26 protein-coding genes are annotated in these 19,648 nt (G+C 50.8%); 6 read left to right on the top strand and 20 right to left on the bottom strand.

Features of this window, described 5'->3' with window-relative positions; genetic code table 11:
• Window positions 1–20 precede the first annotated feature (20 nt).
• The 4 genes from ACQYWX_RS14880 to gntR are packed head-to-tail and all read left to right on the top strand — an operon-like array spanning window position 21 to window position 3,550.
• Window positions 21–605: a TRAP transporter small permease subunit gene (locus tag ACQYWX_RS14880; protein WP_431689371.1), complete on the top strand. Its 585-nt coding sequence runs from the start codon at window positions 21–23 to the stop codon at window positions 603–605.
• Window positions 598–1,932, top strand: a complete 1,335-nt coding sequence (locus ACQYWX_RS14875) for a TRAP transporter large permease (RefSeq protein WP_431689370.1) — start codon at window positions 598–600, stop codon at window positions 1,930–1,932. The genes ACQYWX_RS14880 and ACQYWX_RS14875 overlap by 8 nt, the downstream gene beginning before the upstream one ends.
• A gap of 20 nt (window positions 1,933–1,952) precedes the next feature.
• Complete coding sequence (locus ACQYWX_RS14870) at window positions 1,953–2,543, top strand: gluconokinase (protein ID WP_431689369.1); 591 nt, start codon at window positions 1,953–1,955, stop codon at window positions 2,541–2,543.
• Window positions 2,544–2,554: 11 nt separating this feature from the next.
• Window positions 2,555–3,550 (top strand): gluconate operon transcriptional repressor GntR, encoded by a 996-nt coding sequence (gene gntR / locus ACQYWX_RS14865; RefSeq protein ID WP_431689368.1) that lies wholly within the window; start codon window positions 2,555–2,557, stop codon window positions 3,548–3,550.
• Window positions 3,551–3,584: 34 nt separating this feature from the next.
• Here gntR and ACQYWX_RS14860 read toward each other — a convergent pair whose 3' ends face one another.
• Window positions 3,585–4,337 (bottom strand): sialate O-acetylesterase, encoded by a 753-nt coding sequence (locus tag ACQYWX_RS14860; protein ID WP_431689367.1) that lies wholly within the window; start codon window positions 4,335–4,337, stop codon window positions 3,585–3,587.
• A gap of 241 nt (window positions 4,338–4,578) precedes the next feature.
• On the opposite strand from ACQYWX_RS14860, the gene ACQYWX_RS14855 reads away from it, so the two are divergent.
• Window positions 4,579–5,127 (top strand): hypothetical protein, encoded by a 549-nt coding sequence (locus ACQYWX_RS14855; RefSeq protein ID WP_431689366.1) that lies wholly within the window; start codon window positions 4,579–4,581, stop codon window positions 5,125–5,127.
• Window positions 5,128–5,263: 136 nt separating this feature from the next.
• Here ACQYWX_RS14855 and ACQYWX_RS14850 read toward each other — a convergent pair whose 3' ends face one another.
• From ACQYWX_RS14850 to ACQYWX_RS14775, 16 genes are all read right to left on the bottom strand, one after another.
• The gene (locus ACQYWX_RS14850; RefSeq protein WP_431689365.1) at window positions 5,264–5,746 is read right to left on the bottom strand and encodes an N-acetyltransferase family protein; all 483 of its coding nucleotides are present in this window, start codon (window positions 5,744–5,746) and stop codon (window positions 5,264–5,266) included.
• 91 nt (window positions 5,747–5,837) lie between these two features.
• A complete protein-coding gene (locus ACQYWX_RS14845; RefSeq protein ID WP_431689364.1) occupies window positions 5,838–6,461 on the bottom strand; it encodes a hypothetical protein in 624 nt (207 codons plus the stop codon).
• Window positions 6,462–6,510: 49 nt separating this feature from the next.
• The gene (locus ACQYWX_RS14840) at window positions 6,511–6,906 is read right to left on the bottom strand and encodes a hypothetical protein (RefSeq protein ID WP_431689363.1); all 396 of its coding nucleotides are present in this window, start codon (window positions 6,904–6,906) and stop codon (window positions 6,511–6,513) included.
• Between the two features lie 140 nt (window positions 6,907–7,046).
• The gene (locus ACQYWX_RS14835; RefSeq protein ID WP_431689362.1) at window positions 7,047–7,352 is read right to left on the bottom strand and encodes a hypothetical protein; all 306 of its coding nucleotides are present in this window, start codon (window positions 7,350–7,352) and stop codon (window positions 7,047–7,049) included.
• A gap of 271 nt (window positions 7,353–7,623) precedes the next feature.
• The gene (locus ACQYWX_RS14830) at window positions 7,624–7,995 is read right to left on the bottom strand and encodes a hypothetical protein (RefSeq protein WP_431689361.1); all 372 of its coding nucleotides are present in this window, start codon (window positions 7,993–7,995) and stop codon (window positions 7,624–7,626) included.
• A 52-nt stretch (window positions 7,996–8,047) separates the two neighbouring features.
• Window positions 8,048–8,527, bottom strand: coding sequence for an SMI1/KNR4 family protein (locus ACQYWX_RS14825; RefSeq protein WP_431689360.1), 480 nt, complete (start codon window positions 8,525–8,527; stop codon window positions 8,048–8,050).
• 3 nt (window positions 8,528–8,530) lie between these two features.
• On the bottom strand, window positions 8,531–9,232 hold the full coding sequence (locus ACQYWX_RS14820) for a hypothetical protein (protein ID WP_431689359.1): 702 nt from the start codon (window positions 9,230–9,232) through the stop codon (window positions 8,531–8,533).
• A 236-nt stretch (window positions 9,233–9,468) separates the two neighbouring features.
• A complete protein-coding gene (locus tag ACQYWX_RS14815) occupies window positions 9,469–9,951 on the bottom strand; it encodes a hypothetical protein (RefSeq protein WP_127970415.1) in 483 nt (160 codons plus the stop codon).
• Between the two features lie 300 nt (window positions 9,952–10,251).
• Window positions 10,252–10,596, bottom strand: a complete 345-nt coding sequence (locus ACQYWX_RS14810) for a hypothetical protein (protein WP_431689358.1) — start codon at window positions 10,594–10,596, stop codon at window positions 10,252–10,254.
• A 71-nt stretch (window positions 10,597–10,667) separates the two neighbouring features.
• Window positions 10,668–11,228 (bottom strand): hypothetical protein, encoded by a 561-nt coding sequence (locus tag ACQYWX_RS14805; RefSeq protein WP_279506684.1) that lies wholly within the window; start codon window positions 11,226–11,228, stop codon window positions 10,668–10,670.
• Between the two features lie 47 nt (window positions 11,229–11,275).
• Window positions 11,276–11,593 carry a hypothetical protein gene (locus tag ACQYWX_RS14800; protein ID WP_431689357.1) on the bottom strand — a complete coding sequence of 106 codons (318 nt, stop codon included), beginning with the start codon at window positions 11,591–11,593 and terminating at the stop codon, window positions 11,276–11,278.
• Window positions 11,590–11,934 (bottom strand): hypothetical protein, encoded by a 345-nt coding sequence (locus ACQYWX_RS14795; protein ID WP_431689356.1) that lies wholly within the window; start codon window positions 11,932–11,934, stop codon window positions 11,590–11,592. The genes ACQYWX_RS14800 and ACQYWX_RS14795 overlap by 4 nt, the downstream gene beginning before the upstream one ends.
• 316 nt (window positions 11,935–12,250) lie before the next feature.
• Complete coding sequence (locus ACQYWX_RS14790; protein ID WP_431689355.1) at window positions 12,251–12,709, bottom strand: ATPase; 459 nt, start codon at window positions 12,707–12,709, stop codon at window positions 12,251–12,253.
• An 89-nt stretch (window positions 12,710–12,798) separates the two neighbouring features.
• Window positions 12,799–13,554 (bottom strand): hypothetical protein, encoded by a 756-nt coding sequence (locus ACQYWX_RS14785; protein ID WP_431689354.1) that lies wholly within the window; start codon window positions 13,552–13,554, stop codon window positions 12,799–12,801.
• A gap of 190 nt (window positions 13,555–13,744) precedes the next feature.
• Window positions 13,745–15,028: an aerolysin family beta-barrel pore-forming toxin gene (locus ACQYWX_RS14780; protein ID WP_279506677.1), complete on the bottom strand. Its 1,284-nt coding sequence runs from the start codon at window positions 15,026–15,028 to the stop codon at window positions 13,745–13,747.
• Between the two features lie 657 nt (window positions 15,029–15,685).
• Window positions 15,686–16,726, bottom strand: coding sequence for a methyltransferase (locus ACQYWX_RS14775; protein ID WP_431689353.1), 1,041 nt, complete (start codon window positions 16,724–16,726; stop codon window positions 15,686–15,688).
• Between the two features lie 93 nt (window positions 16,727–16,819).
• On the opposite strand from ACQYWX_RS14775, the gene ACQYWX_RS14770 reads away from it, so the two are divergent.
• On the top strand, window positions 16,820–17,707 hold the full coding sequence (locus ACQYWX_RS14770) for a helix-turn-helix transcriptional regulator (RefSeq protein WP_431689352.1): 888 nt from the start codon (window positions 16,820–16,822) through the stop codon (window positions 17,705–17,707).
• Window positions 17,708–17,730: 23 nt separating this feature from the next.
• On the opposite strand, the gene ACQYWX_RS14765 is transcribed toward ACQYWX_RS14770, so the two are convergent.
• The 3 genes from ACQYWX_RS14765 to ACQYWX_RS14755 all read right to left on the bottom strand — a co-directional run bounded on the left by ACQYWX_RS14765 (window position 17,731) and on the right by ACQYWX_RS14755 (window position 19,595).
• Window positions 17,731–17,979: a hypothetical protein gene (locus ACQYWX_RS14765; protein WP_431689351.1), complete on the bottom strand. Its 249-nt coding sequence runs from the start codon at window positions 17,977–17,979 to the stop codon at window positions 17,731–17,733.
• A 443-nt stretch (window positions 17,980–18,422) separates the two neighbouring features.
• The gene (locus tag ACQYWX_RS14760) at window positions 18,423–19,190 is read right to left on the bottom strand and encodes an ATP-grasp domain-containing protein (protein ID WP_431689350.1); all 768 of its coding nucleotides are present in this window, start codon (window positions 19,188–19,190) and stop codon (window positions 18,423–18,425) included.
• Between the two features lie 84 nt (window positions 19,191–19,274).
• Entirely contained in the window at window positions 19,275–19,595 is a 321-nt protein-coding gene (locus ACQYWX_RS14755; protein ID WP_279506668.1) for a DUF6559 family protein, read from the bottom strand.
• Window positions 19,596–19,648: the final 53 nt, after the last annotated feature.

Here is a 19,648-nt window from a genome sequence, read left to right as displayed (position 1 = left end):
CTGACTCAGGAGCTTCTGTCATGTCCGATCTGATGCAAGAGCTGGAGGATGCGAAAACTCCCGCTCCCGCCAACCTGCTCGACCGCTGCATCAACTGGGTGGGCCGCCAACTCAGCTTGCTGTTCATTCTGGTTGTAGCGATATCTTTTTACGAAGTGGCGATGCGCTATGTGTTCGATTCCCCCACTATCTGGGTGCACGAAACCGCCACCTTTATCGGCGCGGCGCTGTTCGTCATCGGCGGTCTTTACGCCTTCGCCAATGACCAGCATGTGCGGGTGGTGGTGCTCTATGACGCCGTCGCTCCCAAGGTTCGCGCCTGGCTGAAACTGCTGCATCATCTGCTAGGGCTGAGTTTCTGCGGCATGATGATTTACGGCTCCTGGTTCATGGCGCAAAAAGCCTGGTTCGCGCCCTGGGGCGACCTGCGTCTGGAGTCCTCCGGCTCCGCCTGGAACCCACATTTTCCCGCTTACCTGAAAGGTCTGATATTCGTCGCGTTCTGCATACTGGCGGTGCAAATGATCCTGCACCTGATTCGCGATATCAGACGACTGTTCGCCACTCACAATTCGTCCGCCAAGGAGTCGTCCGAGGATGTTTGATTTATCTTCCATCGGCATCGCCTATGGCAGTCTGTTGATGCTGTTTATGTTGATCGTTCTGCTGCTCACCGGCATGCAACTCGCCTTCGCCACCGGGCTGGTGGCGCTGACCTTCGCTCTGGGCTGGTTCGGCCCCCAGGCGCTGCCCCTGGTCAGCAGCCGCATGTATAGCTTTGTCGGCAGTTACGTTTTTCTGGCGGTGCCCATGTTCGTGTTAATGGCCGCCCTGCTCGATCATTCGGGCATCGCCCGGGACCTGTTCGACGCCATGAATCGACTTGGCCGCAAGGTGCGCGGCGGGGTGGCGGTGCAGACGCTGTTAGTGGCGGTTATCCTTGCTTCCATGTCCGGCGTCATCGGCGGTGAAACCGTCCTGCTGGGCCTGCTGGCGCTGCCGCAAATGTTGCGTCTGCGCTATCACCGTCGTCTGGCCATCGGCGTCACCTGCGCTGGCGGCGCGCTGGGCACCATGCTGCCGCCCAGTATCGTCCTGATCATTTATGGTTTGACCGCGAATGTGTCCATTGGCGACCTGTTCAAAGGCGCCTTTGCGCCGGCGTTGATCCTGGCGGCGCTGTATATCGCTTATGTGCTCATCGCCGCCAGGTTGCGCCCTCACTGGGCGCCATTGCCTTCGGATAACGCCGATAACTCGCCAGATCTTGAGCCGCAGGCGGATACGCCCAACCTAGCGAAAGCGCTGGTATTTCCTATCCTCACCGTCGCCGTGGTGCTGGGCAGTATTTACACCGGCGTCGCATCGATTACTGAGGCGTCCGCGTTGGGCGTGGTCGGCATCGCCATCAGCGCGTTGATTCGCGGCGAGCTGAACCGAACCATGCTGAAGCAAAGCTGCGTCACTACCTTGCGTAGTTGCGGCATGATCATCTGGATCGGCATTGGCGCTACCGCCCTGGTGGGAGTCTATAACCTGATGGGGGGCATCGATTTTGTGCGCGAGACCATTCTCTCTTTCAGCGGCAGCGATGGTCTCACTACGATTCTGCTGATGATGGCCATCCTATTGGTGCTGGGTATGTTTCTCGACTGGGTGGGCGTGGCGTTGCTGACCATGCCCATATTCGTGCCTATCGTGGTGGAGCTGGGCTACAACCCTATCTGGTTCGGCGTGGTGTTCTGCATGAATATGCAGGTGTCGTTTCTGTCACCGCCCTTTGGGCCCGCCGCGTTTTACCTTAAATCCGTAGCGCCGAAGGATATTTCTCTTGGCGAAATATTTATCTCCCTGCTGCCGTTTATCGGATTGCAGTTGATCGCCCTGGCGCTACTCATCGCCTTCCCGCAACTGGCGTTATGGTGGGCCTGATGGAAAGGAAACCCAACTCGATGGAAGCCAACTTAGAGGCTCATGAAGCCAGCTCAAAAACCCGTGAAACCTGTTCAGTAGAGAGAAAAAACGGTTTGAAAATTATCGTGATGGGCGTCTCCGGTTGCGGCAAAAGTCGCATCGGGGCCGCCCTGGCGCACCGCTTGGCGCTGCCGTTCTTCGACGCAGACGATTTTCACTGCGCCGCCAATGTGGAGAAAATGTCCCGCGGCGAGCCTCTCACTGACGCTGACCGCGCACAATGGCTGGCGGACCTGTCCGCCCTGATCCGGCATGAGCCCAGCCTGGTGTTAGCCTGTTCCGCCTTGAAATCGGAGTATCGCGCTCTTCTTCGGGCAGGTACGCCCGGTTTGCGGTATGTTTATTTACAGGGGGATTTTGATACGATCCTGCAGCGCCTGACCCAGCGTCGCGGCCATTATTTCAAGGGACCGGAAATGCTGCTGAGCCAGTTCGCCGCACTGGAGGAACCTCATGAGAACGAAGCCATCGTTATTGATATTCGTCAGTCAGCGGAAGAGGTTTTAACGGCGTGTTTACAGGCGCTGGATTATTGTGACGCATCGCGCAGTCGCCCCGCATCAGATTGAAAGGGAACCCAGTGAAAAAAAGAAGACCTACGCTACAGGACATCGCCGACCAGGTCGGCGCCACCAAAATGACGGTAAGTCGTTGCCTGCGACAACCAGAGCTGGTTTCCGAGCCTTTGCGACACAAAATCCAGACGGCGGTGCGGGAACTGGGCTATATCCCCAACCGGGCGCCGGACATATTGTCCAAATCACGCAGCCACGCCATTGGCGTATTGATTCCGTCCCTGACCAATCAGGTGTTTTCCGATGTGATCCGGGGAATTGAACAGGTCACGGAAAGCCGCGGTTATCATTTGATGTTCACTCATTACGGCTATAGCCCGGAACTGGAGGAACAGAACCTCGCCAATTTGCTCGCCTATAACGTGGATGGATTGATCATGTCAGAGAGCCGCCATACTGAGCGCGCCCTGCAAATGATCAGAACCGCCGGGACGCCAACAGTGGAAATCATGGATACCCGCAGTCCCGCGCTGGATCAGGCCATTGGTTTTGATAACGTGCAGGCCGCCTACGACATGACCCGCACGTTGATTCAACGGGGATATCGCCGCACGGCGTATCTCTCCGTGCGACTGGACACGCGAACCCTTCAGCGTCAGGAAGGCTATCAACAGGCCATGCGCGACGCGGGGCTGGAGCCGCGCACCATGCAATATGCGGCGCGTTCGTCTTTCAGCGTGGGGGCGCATTTGATGACCCGCATTCTGGATGAAATGCCGGAAACTGACGCCATCTTCTGCACCAATGACGACGTGGCCATCGGCGCGTACTTCGAATGCCTGCGGCGCGGCATCAAAGTCCCCCAGGAAATGGCCATTGCCGGCTTCCATGGCCACGACGTCGGTCAGGTGATGACTCCACAACTGGCCAGCGTGCTCACCCCTCGTCACGAAATGGGCGCCCTCGCCGCCGAAGCCCTCCTCGCCCGCCTGGAAGGGCAAGCCGACTTCGAACCAGTAATGGATCTCGGGTATGTGATTTCTCCCGGGGGGACGATTTAAGGGGCGTTAATTGCCCCTTCAACGCCAACTAAGCTTAGTGCGGCAAGGCTTCATACAACCGAAAATAACCTAATTCCCAGACGGAGCGACCGTCGTAGTGCGCAGTATCGCCAAGCGTTAAACCATCAACATTGGCGACGCGATAAGGTCTGCCGAGCGAGTGGAAAAAATCCTGTACGCCCAGGTTGTCGTGGCCCACATTATTATCGATATAACCTTGTGAAATCGGCGCCGTAACGGTCATGGGCGCGCCGATCTGGTTCGCCACTTGATAAAACGCCTGTGCGTATTCGGTTTCATCCATGCCAGTGCGCAAATCCACCTCTCCCTGCAACCACACAAAGTATTGGACATTATCCCGACTCAGCCCAGGCTCCGATGCAATCGCCTGATCAACGACTTTGTTCACTTTTGCCGTATAGTCGCCAGTCACCCAATTTTCGATACTCGCGCCGCCTTTTCCTTCAATGACGACGTAAACCGGAACGCGCTTTTCATGCTGTATCCGATTAGCGAAAGCGATCGCAGCGTTGGCCTTGCCGCCGCCAAAGCTATCGCCCAGCACGGTCCGATAACTTTTGTGTTGAAGGTCTGCGACTTCGAACTGATTCCAGTCGTTGTTATAAACGTACAGATTTTCGTTATGGACAAAGGGCCCCTCGCTGATTCGCCCTAATACGTTGGATTGACCTGATGCGACGATCACAATGGCCTCAGCCGCAAACGCGCTTTGTATTGAAGCAAGGACAAGGATGATGGAAACAATGGTTCTACTTAGACGTTTCATGTTCTATGGCGCTCCTGATCACTGATTAGCTTTTTATGCTGCTTTGCTCATATCAAACAGGCTTCCCTAAAGTACCTGACGGAACGTCTATCCCTGTCGGGTGGGCGATAAAAATATAGCTCGCAGCATGAAGGAATTAACCCTCCAAAAGCGCCTTATATTCTGCTTACACAGCCTCGCTCCCGCAGCGCTCTGGCTAAGAGAGCGAGCCCTCTATGCATCTGTCAAAAGGAGAAGAAAGATGGCGAGCGGATTAGGTGTTTTGGTAACAAGCGGAGACAGTCAAATCGGCGATATCTTCTCAGCGCTTGAAGGCGCACTGGATCGGACGACATGGCGAAGCTCCTCCCTCCTGAATGAACGCAACGGCGACGGCAAGCTCCCTCTGGTGCTACTCGGCCACGCCAATGAACTCAGATTCAAAGCCACCGCAAACGAACGCAAAACCGGGGCCGAAGTCGTTAATCACCTGGTGGCCACGCGCAAGTTAGCCCCTTCAAAATTCGGATTTGTCTTCCTGGCCGGCTGTCGCGGCGCGCATACCAATCGCGAAGGGCTTTACATAGACGTCGGCAACGCCATCGGCCTGCCGGTGCTGGCGTCTACTACCTCGGTCAGCATGGGAAGATCAGGAAGCAAAGTATCATTCACTCCCATCGAAAAAGGCGAATGGAAAGTCTACTACCCAGATGAAGGCGTGGTGTACAACCTTCGACTGGAACGCTGCAAACACTTCCGCGACGTATTGGCGTCAGTGGAAATACAAGTGAACGACGCAGCGTCATTTTGAGTTGAGTTCTAATTGTAATTCCAAGGGGGGAGTTCGCTCCCCTCTGCCAAACTGTTTCACTCATCAGAAGAAAGCCCCTCACTAAACTGAGCGTCACAACCACAGACAGGATACGGGCTTGTCCATTCCACTCGGCTTACAAGAAGCAATACATAACATAAGCATCGACAAGCCCAAGTCGCTTGTGCTTGAACGCTTTTGGCAGAGTGCCTGCAATGAAAAAACCTAACGACTTATACAGCTCAACCGCGGGGACATTGGTGCTGACCACATAGTTAAACTGCATGGCGGAAAAGCCTTCTGAACGCGCTCTTTCGAGGCTATGGCGAACTAACGCCCGCCCCACTCCCTTTCCTTGAGCATCTGGGCGCACAAGATATGTCGCGCTTGAAATATGAGCACCCAGGTCAGGATAGTTCGCTCCCATACTATACATACCGATAACGCCTGACTCATTTGTTGCGACATATGCCGGTTTTGAAGCAAACCAGTTCTGATGAAATGCTTCCCGATCAAAGCTTTCGCCAAATGGAAGCGTATCACCGGTTTCGATGACTGACTGGAAGATATTCCACATAGCGTCGAAATCATCCATTGAAGTGAGTCGAATATCTATCATTGATAGTCCTTTATAATCTGAGGCTCAACCAAAAAAAACCAATAAAACAAAATACTTATAGAAATAGACCAAGGAGCCTGCCTGCCCTGAATCAGGCATGAATAGCTTCTTCGCTCCATTCAAACACTGCATTTCCTACAACAGCTTTGGCTTTATGAATATCCGTGATGTGGCGCACTCCATCATGTTCTTCTGACTCTACATCCGCAACGACAGTCACTGTCTTATCAAAAAAGTCTCTACGTTTAAGGAAGTTTTCCAGAAAACGACGAGGGTTTTCATCAAAGCTCACTTTACCCTCATCTACTGCACGAAAGCACAGATCTTCTCCATCCAGACTTATATCACCGCAAATCACACTATCACTTTCAAAGTCAGTTAAAACTGATTCAAGCGAGCGAATATTATCTGGTGAATATATAAAAACTGCAGTTCCTATTCTCACGCAGAATTTAATATAGCCAACTTCGTCTATGTATAAATCGCTCCTGTCCTCTGCAATCTTACCGTGCAATTTAACATCATAGTGAAGGAGAGATCCTCCACCGACTGTAACAGACAAGAATTCGAAAAAAGAGTCTTCAAAGCTCTCTACATTAAGTTTTATAGTGTTATCCAGACTAAATGGCGGCCCTGAAAAACACCCTTTGACGGTTTGAAACGTGTCAATGTAACGGAGTTTATTAATTTTAATTTCTGAGGCTAAGACTGACATTCTGCTTTATCCGATTATATCGTCATATCCACCAATATCAGACGTCCTTTTACAACCCTACCGCCATGGCGACTTTAAGGCTGTCAACAACGTCGCTTTTCTCAGGATGCTTTGATGCATACCAGTCCAAAGCGGATGCTAGTCTGGAGTAAAACACTTCATCGTTATGAAAAATCGAGTACTCATCATTTTCGTAATAGCCATGCTCATCGCCTCCTACAAAAGCCATAAAGCCCTCGTATGGCTCGACTTCAAACTCTTCACCCACTTCATCTGACCATTTTTGGATTGACCAGTTCAGTTCGCCTGCTACATAGCCTTCTTTGATAAATCTGTCGACTTTTTCGAGTGCTCTGGGTGAAGTGAACAGTTTATAAAGGCAGTGTTTGAGAATCCACTCGGGATCATCAAGGCCACCAATTTTATCAAACATCCCATCTGGCATGATCACTCTTCTTAATTTACGAGTAAAGTTAAAATAAAAGGTATATTCGTCTTATTTTTCATTAATGCATATGGTTAGAGAGTTATTGCTATCCGCATCTTTAATGATCGTTATCCAACCAGCCTTCTCCCACTCGTGAATCAGTTTTTGATACAAGGGAGCCAAGCTTGAATGATCGAATTTTTAAGCTCCGCCCCACTGGCTTTAATAAATCTCTCAACTTTAACACTACCCTCTTTAACACTCAAAAATGGTTCAGCTGGGGCAAGGATGTAATTCTCAATCACGTCTCTGGAGAAAATATCAAAAATATTGTATTCCGAGACATCAAACTGACTCAATTCAACGACTACCGCATCAGCCAACATCCATTCTGGCTGATAATACTCGACGCAGAACTTTTCTTTTTCCTTCAGTTTGATAACAACTTCATCAATGTTAGCCATGCTAACAATCCCCGGATTTAGTCGAAAATCTCTTCGCAATCACTTCAAAATTTTCAACGCCCTCATTTGAGACGATCATCCACACTCCAGTCTCGTGAAATTTCTTTATATCTCTATTTATTTCATCCCTTAACCAAGAGGGAACACGATCATAGTCTTCTTGGCTCCCTTCAAGCGCCAGCCGCCTGATGACATAGGTTTTCAGTATATGAATAGTCAATATCATGAGAAAATGACAAAGCCATATCAACCACTCCCGCCAACTAAAAGCCTATGGCTGAAACTCCACATTTTCACCTTGGTCATTAAAGATTTGGGCATAAACTATATTACCAAAGTCTCTTTCACCGTCCTCTTCATAGCTATAGCTTCCTTCCAGGACGGCTTTATTTATATATGAATAGCAGTTCCCACAGAGAGGAAAAACTGTATCTCCGAGTTTCCGGATGAATTTATCGTCGGCAATTCTAATAAAATTTAGTTTGACTGCTGAGATATGCTTTTCAAATTCCGCATCGATTGTAGACCCCAGATACTCAATCACATCATCGCCGCCCTCAATCAAAAAGGGCCGAAGAGTCCTGGCGCCCAGAACCGCCAACACGCCCTGAATCCTCGTCTTATCTTTCGTCTGAACACTCATTCACGTCTCCCCCTTATTCACTACAGCATTCGGCCAGCCATCAACGCAGAGGCTACAAACCTTGCTCTTTAAAGCTATTCATATCTGCTGCGTGGGCCTTAAACCAGTCGCCTACGGAGTCAAAGACTTTTTTGACAGTATCCAATGGGTAATTGTAATAGTACACAGGAGAGTCAGCCTCGCTATTGGCGATAATGTAATTAAACTCATCCCCATACCGTTCCATTATGAAAAAGATGCTGTCAGGAAAAGGGTCCGTCAGTTCATCTTCTTCAACAAGTAATCTCTGGCGACCTTTTATCAGGAGTTCCGTCATGTCTTTGACATGCTCATACTGATAATTGAACTCATTATCGTCAAGCGCTTCACAGGAGCGTCCACACCGTCTCAGAAATTCTTTATAGGACTGAGGCAAGGTTATGCCGTACTTGTGTTCAATTGCAGCGATTTCAGTGCTTGAGCAACCAATGTTCGCTCCAGAGATAATGCCTTCAGTGAGCATTTCCTGGTATGCGTCTTCAAAAGATGACAACAATTATTCCCCCCAAGTGTACTCGCCCTTCCCGTCAAAGGTTATGACCAACGCCCCGTAATCAACCTTAAAGCGTTCAATATTAGTGACTTCAACAGATCCATCTTTTTCCGCAAGCTCCGCCAGAACCATCACCTTCTCACGAATTTCGGGCCAGTCAACCGTCGGGTTAAAGTTATTCTCAACCACCTCGTGAATATCAGGTTGAACGATTTTAATAACGTCAGCATCACTAATATTGGCGTCGATTCTATCTGACAGATAAACACCCTCCTTTACGTCAATAAGATAGCCGCTTATCCATGTTTTTCCTTCTTTTTCAACCACTAATCGCCGCATCGCCTCTGACACATCAGCTTTCAGATCTCTCTCGCGACCATCAAAGTAGAGATCATAGCTAATCCACTTTGTTTTCAGCGTCATGTGTTTTATGTCAGATAACGTCGTTTTTCCATCGCATATCAGGAGGGTTCCGCTGACTTCACAAAAATCGACATACTCCCATTCGCCGCCAGTTCTGGGCTCAATGTATTCAGACAGAACGTCATATACCTTAGCTGACTCCAATGTAATGCAGTCATCTACCGCACTCTCCTCCGCACCACACTGCAACATCAACGTTTTGTTCGCGAACAAAACGCCGGATACCCTTAATGCTCGGCCAGAATAGTCATCCAAGTTGCCCAACACATTATTAACGTTCATAACGTCTTAATTTCCCCTTCTGCGGCATAAGATCCTCGGCAACAGCCTACTGTCCACGGCGTTGAATGTCAGCACAAGTTATTTGGAGTCTTTGGAAGGTGATTGCTTGCAGGTAACTAGCGGTAAAACTATTTCGGCTCATAAACAAGAAACCGCCCACGCACTACAACCAGCGTGGGCGGCGAACTTATTTAGGCAGGTCGGCGTTGCTCAGCGCTTCTGTACAACCGCCTTGATCAATCCATCACGATCAAAGACATGTCATCCATATCGACGCTCTCCCCTGCGCCGTATCCGATCAGTTGTCCCTGCACTCGCACGCGGTACCAGCCTACTGCGGAGGCGTAGTAGGTTCCGTGGGTTTCGTTGCTGGACCAGTTGCCGAGCACGCCATTGCCTTTGCCGGTGCAGAAGGCGTTGTCGCTGTTGGACGGCGCGATAATGGTCACTACGCCGCTGGGGCTGGTGACTTCGATATTGACGTCATACCAGGTGAAGTTGTCGTTGGACTGCACCGCGCATTCGCCATTGAAGAAAATCGCTCTTGTGCCGGTTGTGCTCGCATAAAACGACAGGTTTATCGGCAAATAATGCGCCGCCCCGTTGGCGGTGATTACATGATTCAGATAGGAGGTGGAGCCTTCCACGTCTGCATAACTGGCGGACGAAGCAACGGTGATCGCCGCGCCCATGGCGAGAGAAATGAGTGTTGTTTTCATAAAGAACCCCTATATCCATGGAGGTCGATATTATTCGGCGAGCGCGCAGAAAAATGTCGTCATGCCGTCCCGCCGAGTTCCATCTCACAGAGCCGACGCCGCGCCTGCTAACGCAAATCCCAACCTGCGGCGGTGGTCTCTTTCAGGATGTATTACGAGTGTAGGGATGGGCGGTTTGGCGGGCAGTTAAATACTGGACGGCGATTTTGTGACTTTTTATCTGTTTTTTGGAGGAAAGTGTTGCGCGTCATGGAACCATTGTATTGACGCGCAAAAAGAGTGAATTATAAAACAGCCAGGTTAAACCACCGCCGCCAACACGCCGCCAAAAGCGTCCTTCAGCACTTTCAGGATGGCGTTCAGCGCTTTTTGCACTGTGATCAGGGTGAGCTGGGTAATGGCGACCAGCACTGATTCGCAGGAGGTCTTTTGCATCCTGACCAGTATCTTGCCGGTTTTCGGCGAGTAACCCTGGTTTTTGTCGATCTGATACAGCGCCACGTTCTGCGCCACGTCCGCCAGTTGTACGGACATTTTCTTGAACTCAGCGGGGGCGTATGACTTTACGGCCAGCCAGCCTTCTTTGAATGAGGCTTCCGCCGCCTGGATGATTTTTTCGTAGATATCGTTCGCATTGATCTCCATAGCAGTCTCCTTTTCTATCAAGAGTTAGCTCTTCCAAGGCTTGGTTCTTCAAAGCTTAGTTATTTAAAGTGCTAGTTCTTCTTCGCGTTTTCGACGACGGATACGGCGTTAATCGACTGATTGGCGATAGCCATCGCTGATTTGGAGGTGGCGGGTCTCAGGCAGGAAAGCTTTTGGGGACCGCACTTATCGCTTTCGCGATGAATCTCTTCAATGAACAGCAGTTGGTCTTTCACTAACGACAACAGCTTTTCATTACAGCCGTCCGCATTGCCGTCTGCCTCCATGCCGCTCTGGGCGATCTCTGTGGGAATCTTCTCGTTCATCATCGTGGTCACCCGCTTGTAGAGCTTTTTCTCCAGCTTGCAGGCTTTGCCTTCCGAGGCGGCGGAGGCGCGGGCGATCATTGCATCCAGCTTGGATTCCAGCGCGTTATAGGCGGGTCTGTTCTTCTCATAGGTTCCTTCCGGCGTACCCGCCAGGTCCGCCATGTTCTTCACGTGGGTATTTAATTGCTCGGAAAACTCCATACTGCCCTTATCGATAACCTCGTCATAATCACTGACCAGCGTGACTCCTGAGCAAGCGCTTAAAAACAGCGCCAAAACGAAGGTCGCCAATGCCTTATTCATTGTTGTCTCCTTTTCTTTGGATTTTTTTACAGGTTTTGCGCGCCGTCTTATGCAGGTTGCAGTTTGGCCTTGAAGCGTTCACAGACGGCTTCGTTCATGAACAGGCCGTGCTCGATGATCACGCCGATGGTGATCAGATAAGCGGACATACTTTCCGCGTCGCTGATGGCCTGCCCCAGGGTCGCAATCAGCGGGGCGATCACCATGACGCTCAAAGGAATCGCCACTAGAAACTGGTGTTTCATAACCGGGCTTTGCGGGGATGGAAAAACGGTTTTGCGGATATACACGCCGAGAAAGTAGGCGGCGAAAGGAATGACGCCCAGAAAGAAAATCTGGGTGATAAAAGGGGTAAATTCGTTCACTGCCGTTCCTCCATCAAAATGGATTCGCCGCCATCCTTGCCGATATAAACCCAGCCGCTCCTGTCGCTGGCAGTTCCGGGCTGTGCCTGCTCAACGTTGATCCAATACTGAGTTCCCGTCAGGGTATTGATCTTTTTGACTTCTTTTACGACGACGCTGTCGTCTTTCGCTACGGAGCCTTTTTTATCTCCGAGGATGTAGAAAAAAGTGCTGGGCGGTGAATCACGTAGATTGGCGGGCGCGGACAATGAATAAGCGCGATTGGCCTCCACTTTGGAAGGTTCCGTCGACCATGCGACGGTAGAGACCATCAACGCCAGTACCAAGCCTGTATATCGCATAATTCCTTCACTCCTTGTCCGATGTTTTGAGGCAAGCGGCGAAAGCTCAAGGAAATCGATGTACAGCCTTTATCATTGACTTCTTTTTGTTCAGTCTACGGCGTAAACGCCAGACCTGTCACCGGGGACATTAGGGCTAAACTAACGCTTAGGCCGCTCTCTTAGCGTACTGGCGCACACCTGGAAATGGTGTCTCAGAAGTCTTCAGGTGGAGGGGGTCTTCAGTGGAAGGAGAAAAAGTCGGAGGGAGAGCGGCGCGGCTTGCGCTAGCGCCAAAATGCGCCGCTCTTTGTTTACATCACATTCATTACGCTTATCACATTTCGTCCAGGCGATTGCCGTTTTGCGACATCAACATCGCCTCGTGCTCTTCCAGCTTCATCAGATTCTCCAGAAGCTCCTGGGTGGAAGGCGTCGCCGCTTTGGCGTGCAGATAGCGATACAGCTCGATAATGTGCTGGTGCTTCTCCATGACGGTTTCAATGATCTGTTGGGAGTTCAGCGACTCATAGTGAATCTGACCGTCCGCCAGCGGGTGCGTAGGATGCATCTCAAGGTATTCGTAGCACCAGGTATTGAGCGCCTTTAACTCGCCGGTATGTTCAAAACCGTCGATGACGCTGGAGAGCAGCGTTTCGTGCCGAGCCAGATAATCCAGCAGCAAACGGGACCCTTCATTCTCATGGAGCCCTGCGGACTGCGAAAGGGATTTTGAAAGCTGTTGATGAAATTCCTTGGTCCAGTGCAGAACGTTTCTTAATGTCTCGGCATGCATTCAGAGCTCCTATCAGACTATTTCTCTTAGATTATTAATCTAATACCCAATAGAGAAATCTCAATGTCTCCGGTCATAAAAAACTCAAATCACCAGCTTTGATCGCAACGACCGCTTTTCTCACGATAGCCGCTGTTGCACTCCCAACCGTTGCCGGAATTATCAAGATGGGCATGCTGGGGAATTTTAATGGGGTCGCATGCGTCTCTATCCGCCTTATAGCCGCGAGCGCATTCCCAACCGTCGCCTTTCTCCGTCAGAAAAGCGTTTGCGGGCATATTTACCGCCACACAGCTATCACCGTCCTCCTTGAATCCCCGCAGGCAGGCCCAGCCATTTCCATACAGTTCATAGACAGGATGGCCATTGGCAGGAACCTTTACCGCCAGACAAGCGTTATCGACTTCCCTGAAGCCGCGTTCACATTTCCAGCCTCTGCCATGGGTCTCATAGGTGGGGTACGCATTAGTCGGCACTAGCACAGCCGCACACTGATCGTCCTGCTTTCTAAAACCGATCTCACAGCGCCAGCCCTGAAAGGCGCTTTTGTCCAAATAGCCATTGGTTGGAACAGTAATCGCCACGCAGCTTTCGCTTTCTTTGCGAAACCCTCTGTCGCAGTCCCAGGAACGGCCGTAAGCACTCAAGTAAGCATGTGCAGGAACTTCGACGGCGATACAGGATTTATTCTTCTGGCGATAGCCGCGATCGCATTCCCAGTTGTCGCCATATGGGAGAGGATGAGAGTTGGCGGGATGCCCTTCTTTAGCATTGGCGCCGCCGACAATGCAGAGTAACAACAATAGGCTGCTTGCCACGCTACGCCAGATCGAAAAGTACTTCATAATTCGCGTCCATTTAGTTTATGGACTCTTAGGAAGCCCTGATTCCTCCAAAATAGCACGCTTTCATCTGGATCGGGCGAATCATTTCAAGAGCGTAAGCAATTTAAGCAGTAAAACGAAAACGACGCGCCACCGAGCAGTGACGCGCCAAAGGGGAGCTGATCAGAATCAGCGTGCGAACTCGCTTGAATTACATGGATTTCAAGCCGTCATCCAAAGTGAAGGTAAGATTGGTGACCGTATCGTCGTAGCTGTAGTCATCCACGCGCACGATTTCCATCTCCAGATTGCCGCCCAGGCTGCGTTTGGTGCGAGCGGACTGCTGCGCCATCTGCATTTCAGAACTATCCAGAGAAATAGGCGCACTGGCGTCGATGTTGAACTGACTGCCATCGACTGTGGTGAATTTACCAGTCAGCGGCGCGATAAAACGACGCTTGCTGATATTGCCCACCGCCCACTTCACGTTGTCGGCGCCATACTGGTTCAGCATCCAGTTCCAATCCCACTGCCCGTAGTTCTGGATACCGCGATGCGCGTACTGATCCAGGATATCTTCCGCGCCGTTCAGGTTATTGCGACCACCGAAGGTGAAATTCTCCCAGGGACGATCTGTCGGGTGGTCGTTTCTGGCGTTGCCGCCCCAGCGCAGGAAGTTCTCCAACGCGACGTTGTACCCCAGGACCATTTCCGACTCATAGGGAATATCGGCTTTCTGTTTGAAGACCGTGAGAGTGATGATGCGCTTGGAGTTCGCCGGCATCAGCGCGCGATACTGCGCGGACTGGGTGACTGTCTCACTGTTGCCGTTGGATTCGCTCCAGCCCTGATTGGCGGTAAAGCCTGCGGTAATTTCCGTACTTCCTCCGAAAATCTTAAGATCAAATTTATATGTATTTTTGATGCTTATTGATTCGGAGAAAGAATAATCTTCCTGTTTCGACCAACTTTTGGTTTCGTCATATTGTAAAGTGGCGACGGCGGTATCTTCCGTATTGCCACGGTTATATACCACCGCAGTAATGGTTTTTAACGGCTCGCGGTCATAGACCTGGGGATCGCCCAGTTTAAGTGAGCCGGGGTTGGTATAAAACTTAAGTCCGGATAACGACATTTTTAAGCGTTTATCCGCCCAGTATCCGTCAGTGTAGGGATCACTGCTATTATAATTAGCCTGTAATGTATATTGTTCGTCGCCATTGCGGGTAATACTGAAATCTTCACCCACATTCTGAGAGGCGGTTCCGCCGCACCAGCCGTAGCCCAAGTAGTGCGATAGATAAGCCAGAGGGACATAGAAGTCCGGATCGCGAACGATAGTATCCTTCAGGGAGGCGAGATCCTGGGCGGCGTATACTTTATCTTGATACTTCGGTATATCGTCATTCGCCTGAGCGGTCGAGACGGGCGCTAACAGTGATAGGATGCTGGCTGCGAGCGCTGAAGGAACAAAAGATTTCGACAGGTAATGCATAATTAGGTCCTTATATTTATTTATCGTCCTTTTACTCATTTAGAGAACGATTCACCAAAACGTTTCTATATATCTATCATTAGGCCTATGCTGTGGTTTAATTGATTAATACATATGGTTTATTTCAGTAATCATTGCATCCAAACAAATAAACGCGAATTCAGTTAATCAATCAAAAAATAATCAGAAAATTAGCCTTTAGTCTAATGCCTATTGACATTCAAAAAACCTAATTAAGCCGAATCTAATTTACCATCCAGATAACTATTACAAGTCGAAATATTTAACTTATTGAATATTCATAAGAATTAATTAATCGACGTTCAATAAAACTTGTCCAGATAGACAGATTATGTTCATTCACCCTACCCACAGAACGAACATTAAAATTTAAATTATCAATCACACAGCGTTGTCTGACTCGCTATGAAAAGCATTTCATAACAACATATAACTTGTTTCATTTTGTAACCCAACCGGAAGTCGTTCATTTATTGATCCAAACAATAAAAATGAAAGGAAAGCGGCGGCGATAAAATGATTAAATTTCACTTTAGTCGAAGAGAAATTCAGGGAGGGGGTCATGGAGAGAAAGGAAAATAGAAAGAACTGAAAAGAGAAAACATGAGGCCGCCTTCACAGCGGCCAAAAAATCCGTCAGGCCCTCGGCTCCTTGCGCGCCACCATCACTTGAACCGGCGCCAGGGCGAAATGGCGGCGCCCAGCAGACTGAACCACGGAGAAACCCGCCTCAACCAACAACTCCCCGACTTCCCCCTGCCGAGGGACAAAACAGCCGCGCAGCAACATGGGCAGATAAAAAGGCAGCATCTCTGCGTTGCGACCGGGATCGTTGGAACGCTCGCCGTGGGCGCAGATAAACACGCCTCCCGGCGCCAAAGCGTCTTTCACTCTCTTGAGAAAGGCGACTCGGTTATGAATAAAGTGCAGAACGGAGGAACACCAAATCAGAGCGTAACCGTCACCGAACGGGTCTGTCTCCAGGTCGCCCTCCAGCACGTCAATTCTGTCCGCCATACCTGCGGCGCCGATAGAATCTCTGGCGACGGCGGCCGTCATGGGACCTTCAAACAGGTATGCCTTCATATCCGGAAAAGCCCGGGCGAGCGTTTGCGTCATTATCCCTGGCCCGCCCCCCAGGTCGATGAGACGTCCTGTATTTGGAAGCGCCGGAATTTGCGTCAGCAGTTCCGCCAGGGCCGGCGCGCTGATGCTGGCTTGCTCGTGGGCGATCTGCGCCTGCGCCGCTGCCGCCCATCCGGCGTCGGTGGCGTGGGAAGCATTTTCCAGCATCTCATCTGCACTTATCCGGTCCCGCGTCATCGCGTCATCGGCGGTTTTCAACACGTCAAAACGAAAGCGCCAAGCGGAAGCGAGACTGTCTTCAACGTCTGGAGCGAAGTACTCACGCGCCACTGAGGTAAGACTGTACTCGAAGTCGCCTACAGGCGCCTCGCCACAGCGATGCAGTAATCCCATGCTCCACAACATTTCCAGCAATAACCCCAGTTTCTCCGGGCGAGTGGAAGTTTTCCGCGCCAGTTCAGACGCGGTAGCAGGATGCTGCAGCAACCGGAACACGTCCATTTCGATAGCCAGTTTCAACGACTGTCCCTGTACCGGCGTCGCCGCAATATTCCAGTATGCCTGCATGGGATGGGGAGGATTGAACGTCATAGTTATCATGTCTCCTGATAGATAGTAGACATACCCTATCAGCTAATGATAATTATTATCATTTTAATGCCTGTGCCATTAGGAGCAATCACTGTGATAGAAGGTGAGCCCTGTTCAGACCCTGATTGGCGCGATCGCGTCGGTCCCAACCTGAACGCGCGCATTACCGACATGGAGGATGGATTCAGTCTGATTCATCTACGCCAGCGCTTCCCTGCCCCTTATTCAGAACACCAACAACGAGAGGGCGGCGCGCGGCTGTATGTCATCACTTTTGGGCTGGCCGGTGAGTCCGCCTATCACAGTCGCTGCGGTTCAGTGACGGCGCCGTTCAAAACAGGCTGCGTTACTTTTGCTTCTTATCAGGATGCCCAAGGGCTCCGTCAGTTCAATGCGACGAAAAATCTAGAGCAAGTCAGGCTCGCCTTCTCCGCGGATCGTTTAGAGCAGTATCTGGGAACGCCGCGAATGCAGCGCATCGCCCACTTGTTGTGCAGGACTAAAGATACGTCTGTCCTGCTGCATCGCCGGACGAGCAAAGCGGAGTTGGCCAACCTACATGCCTTACGCGCATCTCAGGCCGATCCACTCAGCCAGCGTATTCAGGCGCTCACACTGCTGGCGGAAACACTGCGGCAAACCGCACTGATCGATGACGTATGTGACATGCAGGCCGAAGATATCCGTAAACTGGAGCGCGCAGTGGACCTCATGCAAAGCGCAATGGAGCAGCCATTGTCCATCGCCTTTTTGAGCGCACAGGTGGGAATGAGCGAGTATCGGTTTAAAACCGGTTTCCGCCGCTACTTCGGCGTCTCGCCGGGAAGGAAATTACTGGAGTTGAAGATGCAACGCGCCAAGCGCCTGCTGGAAGCCGGCAAACAAGTCGCCTGGACCGCCTATACCCTGGGCTATCGACACCCGGAGAACTTCAGCGCGGCCTTTCGCAAGTATTACGGTTATTCGCCGAAACAAAGATAAGCCAGAGGGGGTTTCTAGAGAGCCTAGCAGTCCCCGCCCCCTCCATCGCCGCCGCATCCCCCGTCTCCGCCACAGAAGCCGCCTCCGCCATCACCGGAGTAGCGGCCGCCGGAATAACCCGAGGTGGATAAGGCGATTTTTACCGCAGTGGAGATCAAAAACAACGTGACCAGAATGGGACAAATAACGCTTGCGAACACCGACTGAGACGTCAAATCGGTGAAATAGTAAGACAGACATAATCCGCCTATGTTAACGACCCATGAAATCATATCTATCGCCTCAATATCGCTAATAACACGGCGCAACCACTATGACCCACTGCATCCGCCATCACTACTACCGCAGGAGTCCGCTCCACCGCCGGCATGGCTCGAATCCCCTAACACATAGACTCCCGGAACCAATCCGCCGCCCCCCCTCACGCCGGTCAAGACTAAAAGTGATTTTGACTATGAGATAGAATACAAAAAGTAGGAATAGCGCCGGGCACACTTCGCTTTCGATCACTGATGATGACCCCAAGTCCGTGAAACAGAAGGACGTTAACAGTCCTATTACAATGACCGCCCATGAAATCATTCTTAATCTCCATTCAACATCGCCTCAGACAACAGATATATCTTATGAAGTCGCGCTGAGCAAGAGTGTTGACGCTGAGGTTACTACTCTGCCAACACTGTCTCTCCTGACGTTATCGCCGTAGGTTTCAACCTTAAAGGGTTGCGACGATTTCGGCCCAACGTGCACTCACTAACCGCCCATAATCCTGGGCGGAGATATTGTAAGCGCCCAAACCGTATCCATCGTTCATCTCTATCAATGCCGTTTCGCCAGTACCCAGTACGCCGAAATCAATGCCATAGCCCGCGTAGGATTCACCGGCTCTGTCCAACGCCTGGATGGCGGCGCTCACAACCGCCTCGTCGAGAGCGACGTCGGTCTTCCCTGCATAATGAGAAATATCGACTATTTCAGAATTCACAACATAGACTCGATATTCAGATATCCAATGCACGACGTCGCTACATACGATACGCGTCTTCTTCGAGCATCCTGAAACGAAATACAAATCGGCCATCGATTCAAAGACTCTGCCAGTAAACTTCTTTTGAGTATCGCCAGGCTTTGCGAAAACTGGCGCTGACAGACCGTTCATTATTTCAGCGAGCAGCTGTGACAGCTCCGATTCCCATATATTGCGGCGCAGATATTGTTTCAACGATGCAGGATAGGAGTTTGCAACCGGGATATTGATTCCCAACTGTTTCATGGCGCCATGCATACAAGGAATATCCGCCATGACCAAGGATTGCGGCGTCAGATCCAAGCTGCGACGGCGGATAAACTTATCCGTAAAAAACGTGATCTCGACGTCGTTAGACTCCAGATATTCGACGACCAGCTTCGCCTCGTCGTTCAAACGCCCATTGCCCTGCTCTTGAACAAAGGCGTCCTTAAATTTTGTGATTGTTTGAGTCATATTCGGCCTTGTGAGCGGCAAGCGGATTCTTACGCTATAAAGAAGCCCGCGCTGTATTGCACCTATCTACTTCAATGGTTTCGCCTAGGCTTCTTGCTCGTCACTACCACTCCCCAAGGCGCTCCCCGCCAGGGCGATATTCAGCGCGATGGTCTTGGCTTCGGCGTAGTTCATGACCTTGCCGCCGGGTTGCGGGGTGGCTTTTTCGTATTCGTCTTTGCTGCAATAGAGCGCCAATGCAAAAGGGATGAATTTGTCGGACAACTCCAGGGCGGCCAGGGCCTGTTTTACTTCGTCGCCGCTGTAGAATTTTTTTTTGTCGTGCCGCTTTCTCAGCTCTGGACCCAATACGCCGATATATTTGCGAATGGCGTCTTTTCTTTTTACTTTATCTACGATGTTCATCGATTACCTTGTTACTTCCAGGGACTGTTCGCACTCATTAACTTACCAGCAAT

Origin of the sequence: Hahella sp. NBU794, from assembly GCF_050749805.1 — a bacterium.
In the GTDB taxonomy this organism is placed as follows: domain Bacteria; phylum Pseudomonadota; class Gammaproteobacteria; order Pseudomonadales; family Oleiphilaceae; genus Hahella.
Note: the sequence above shows the minus strand (reverse complement) of the source record. Positions and strands in the feature narration are given on the sequence as shown.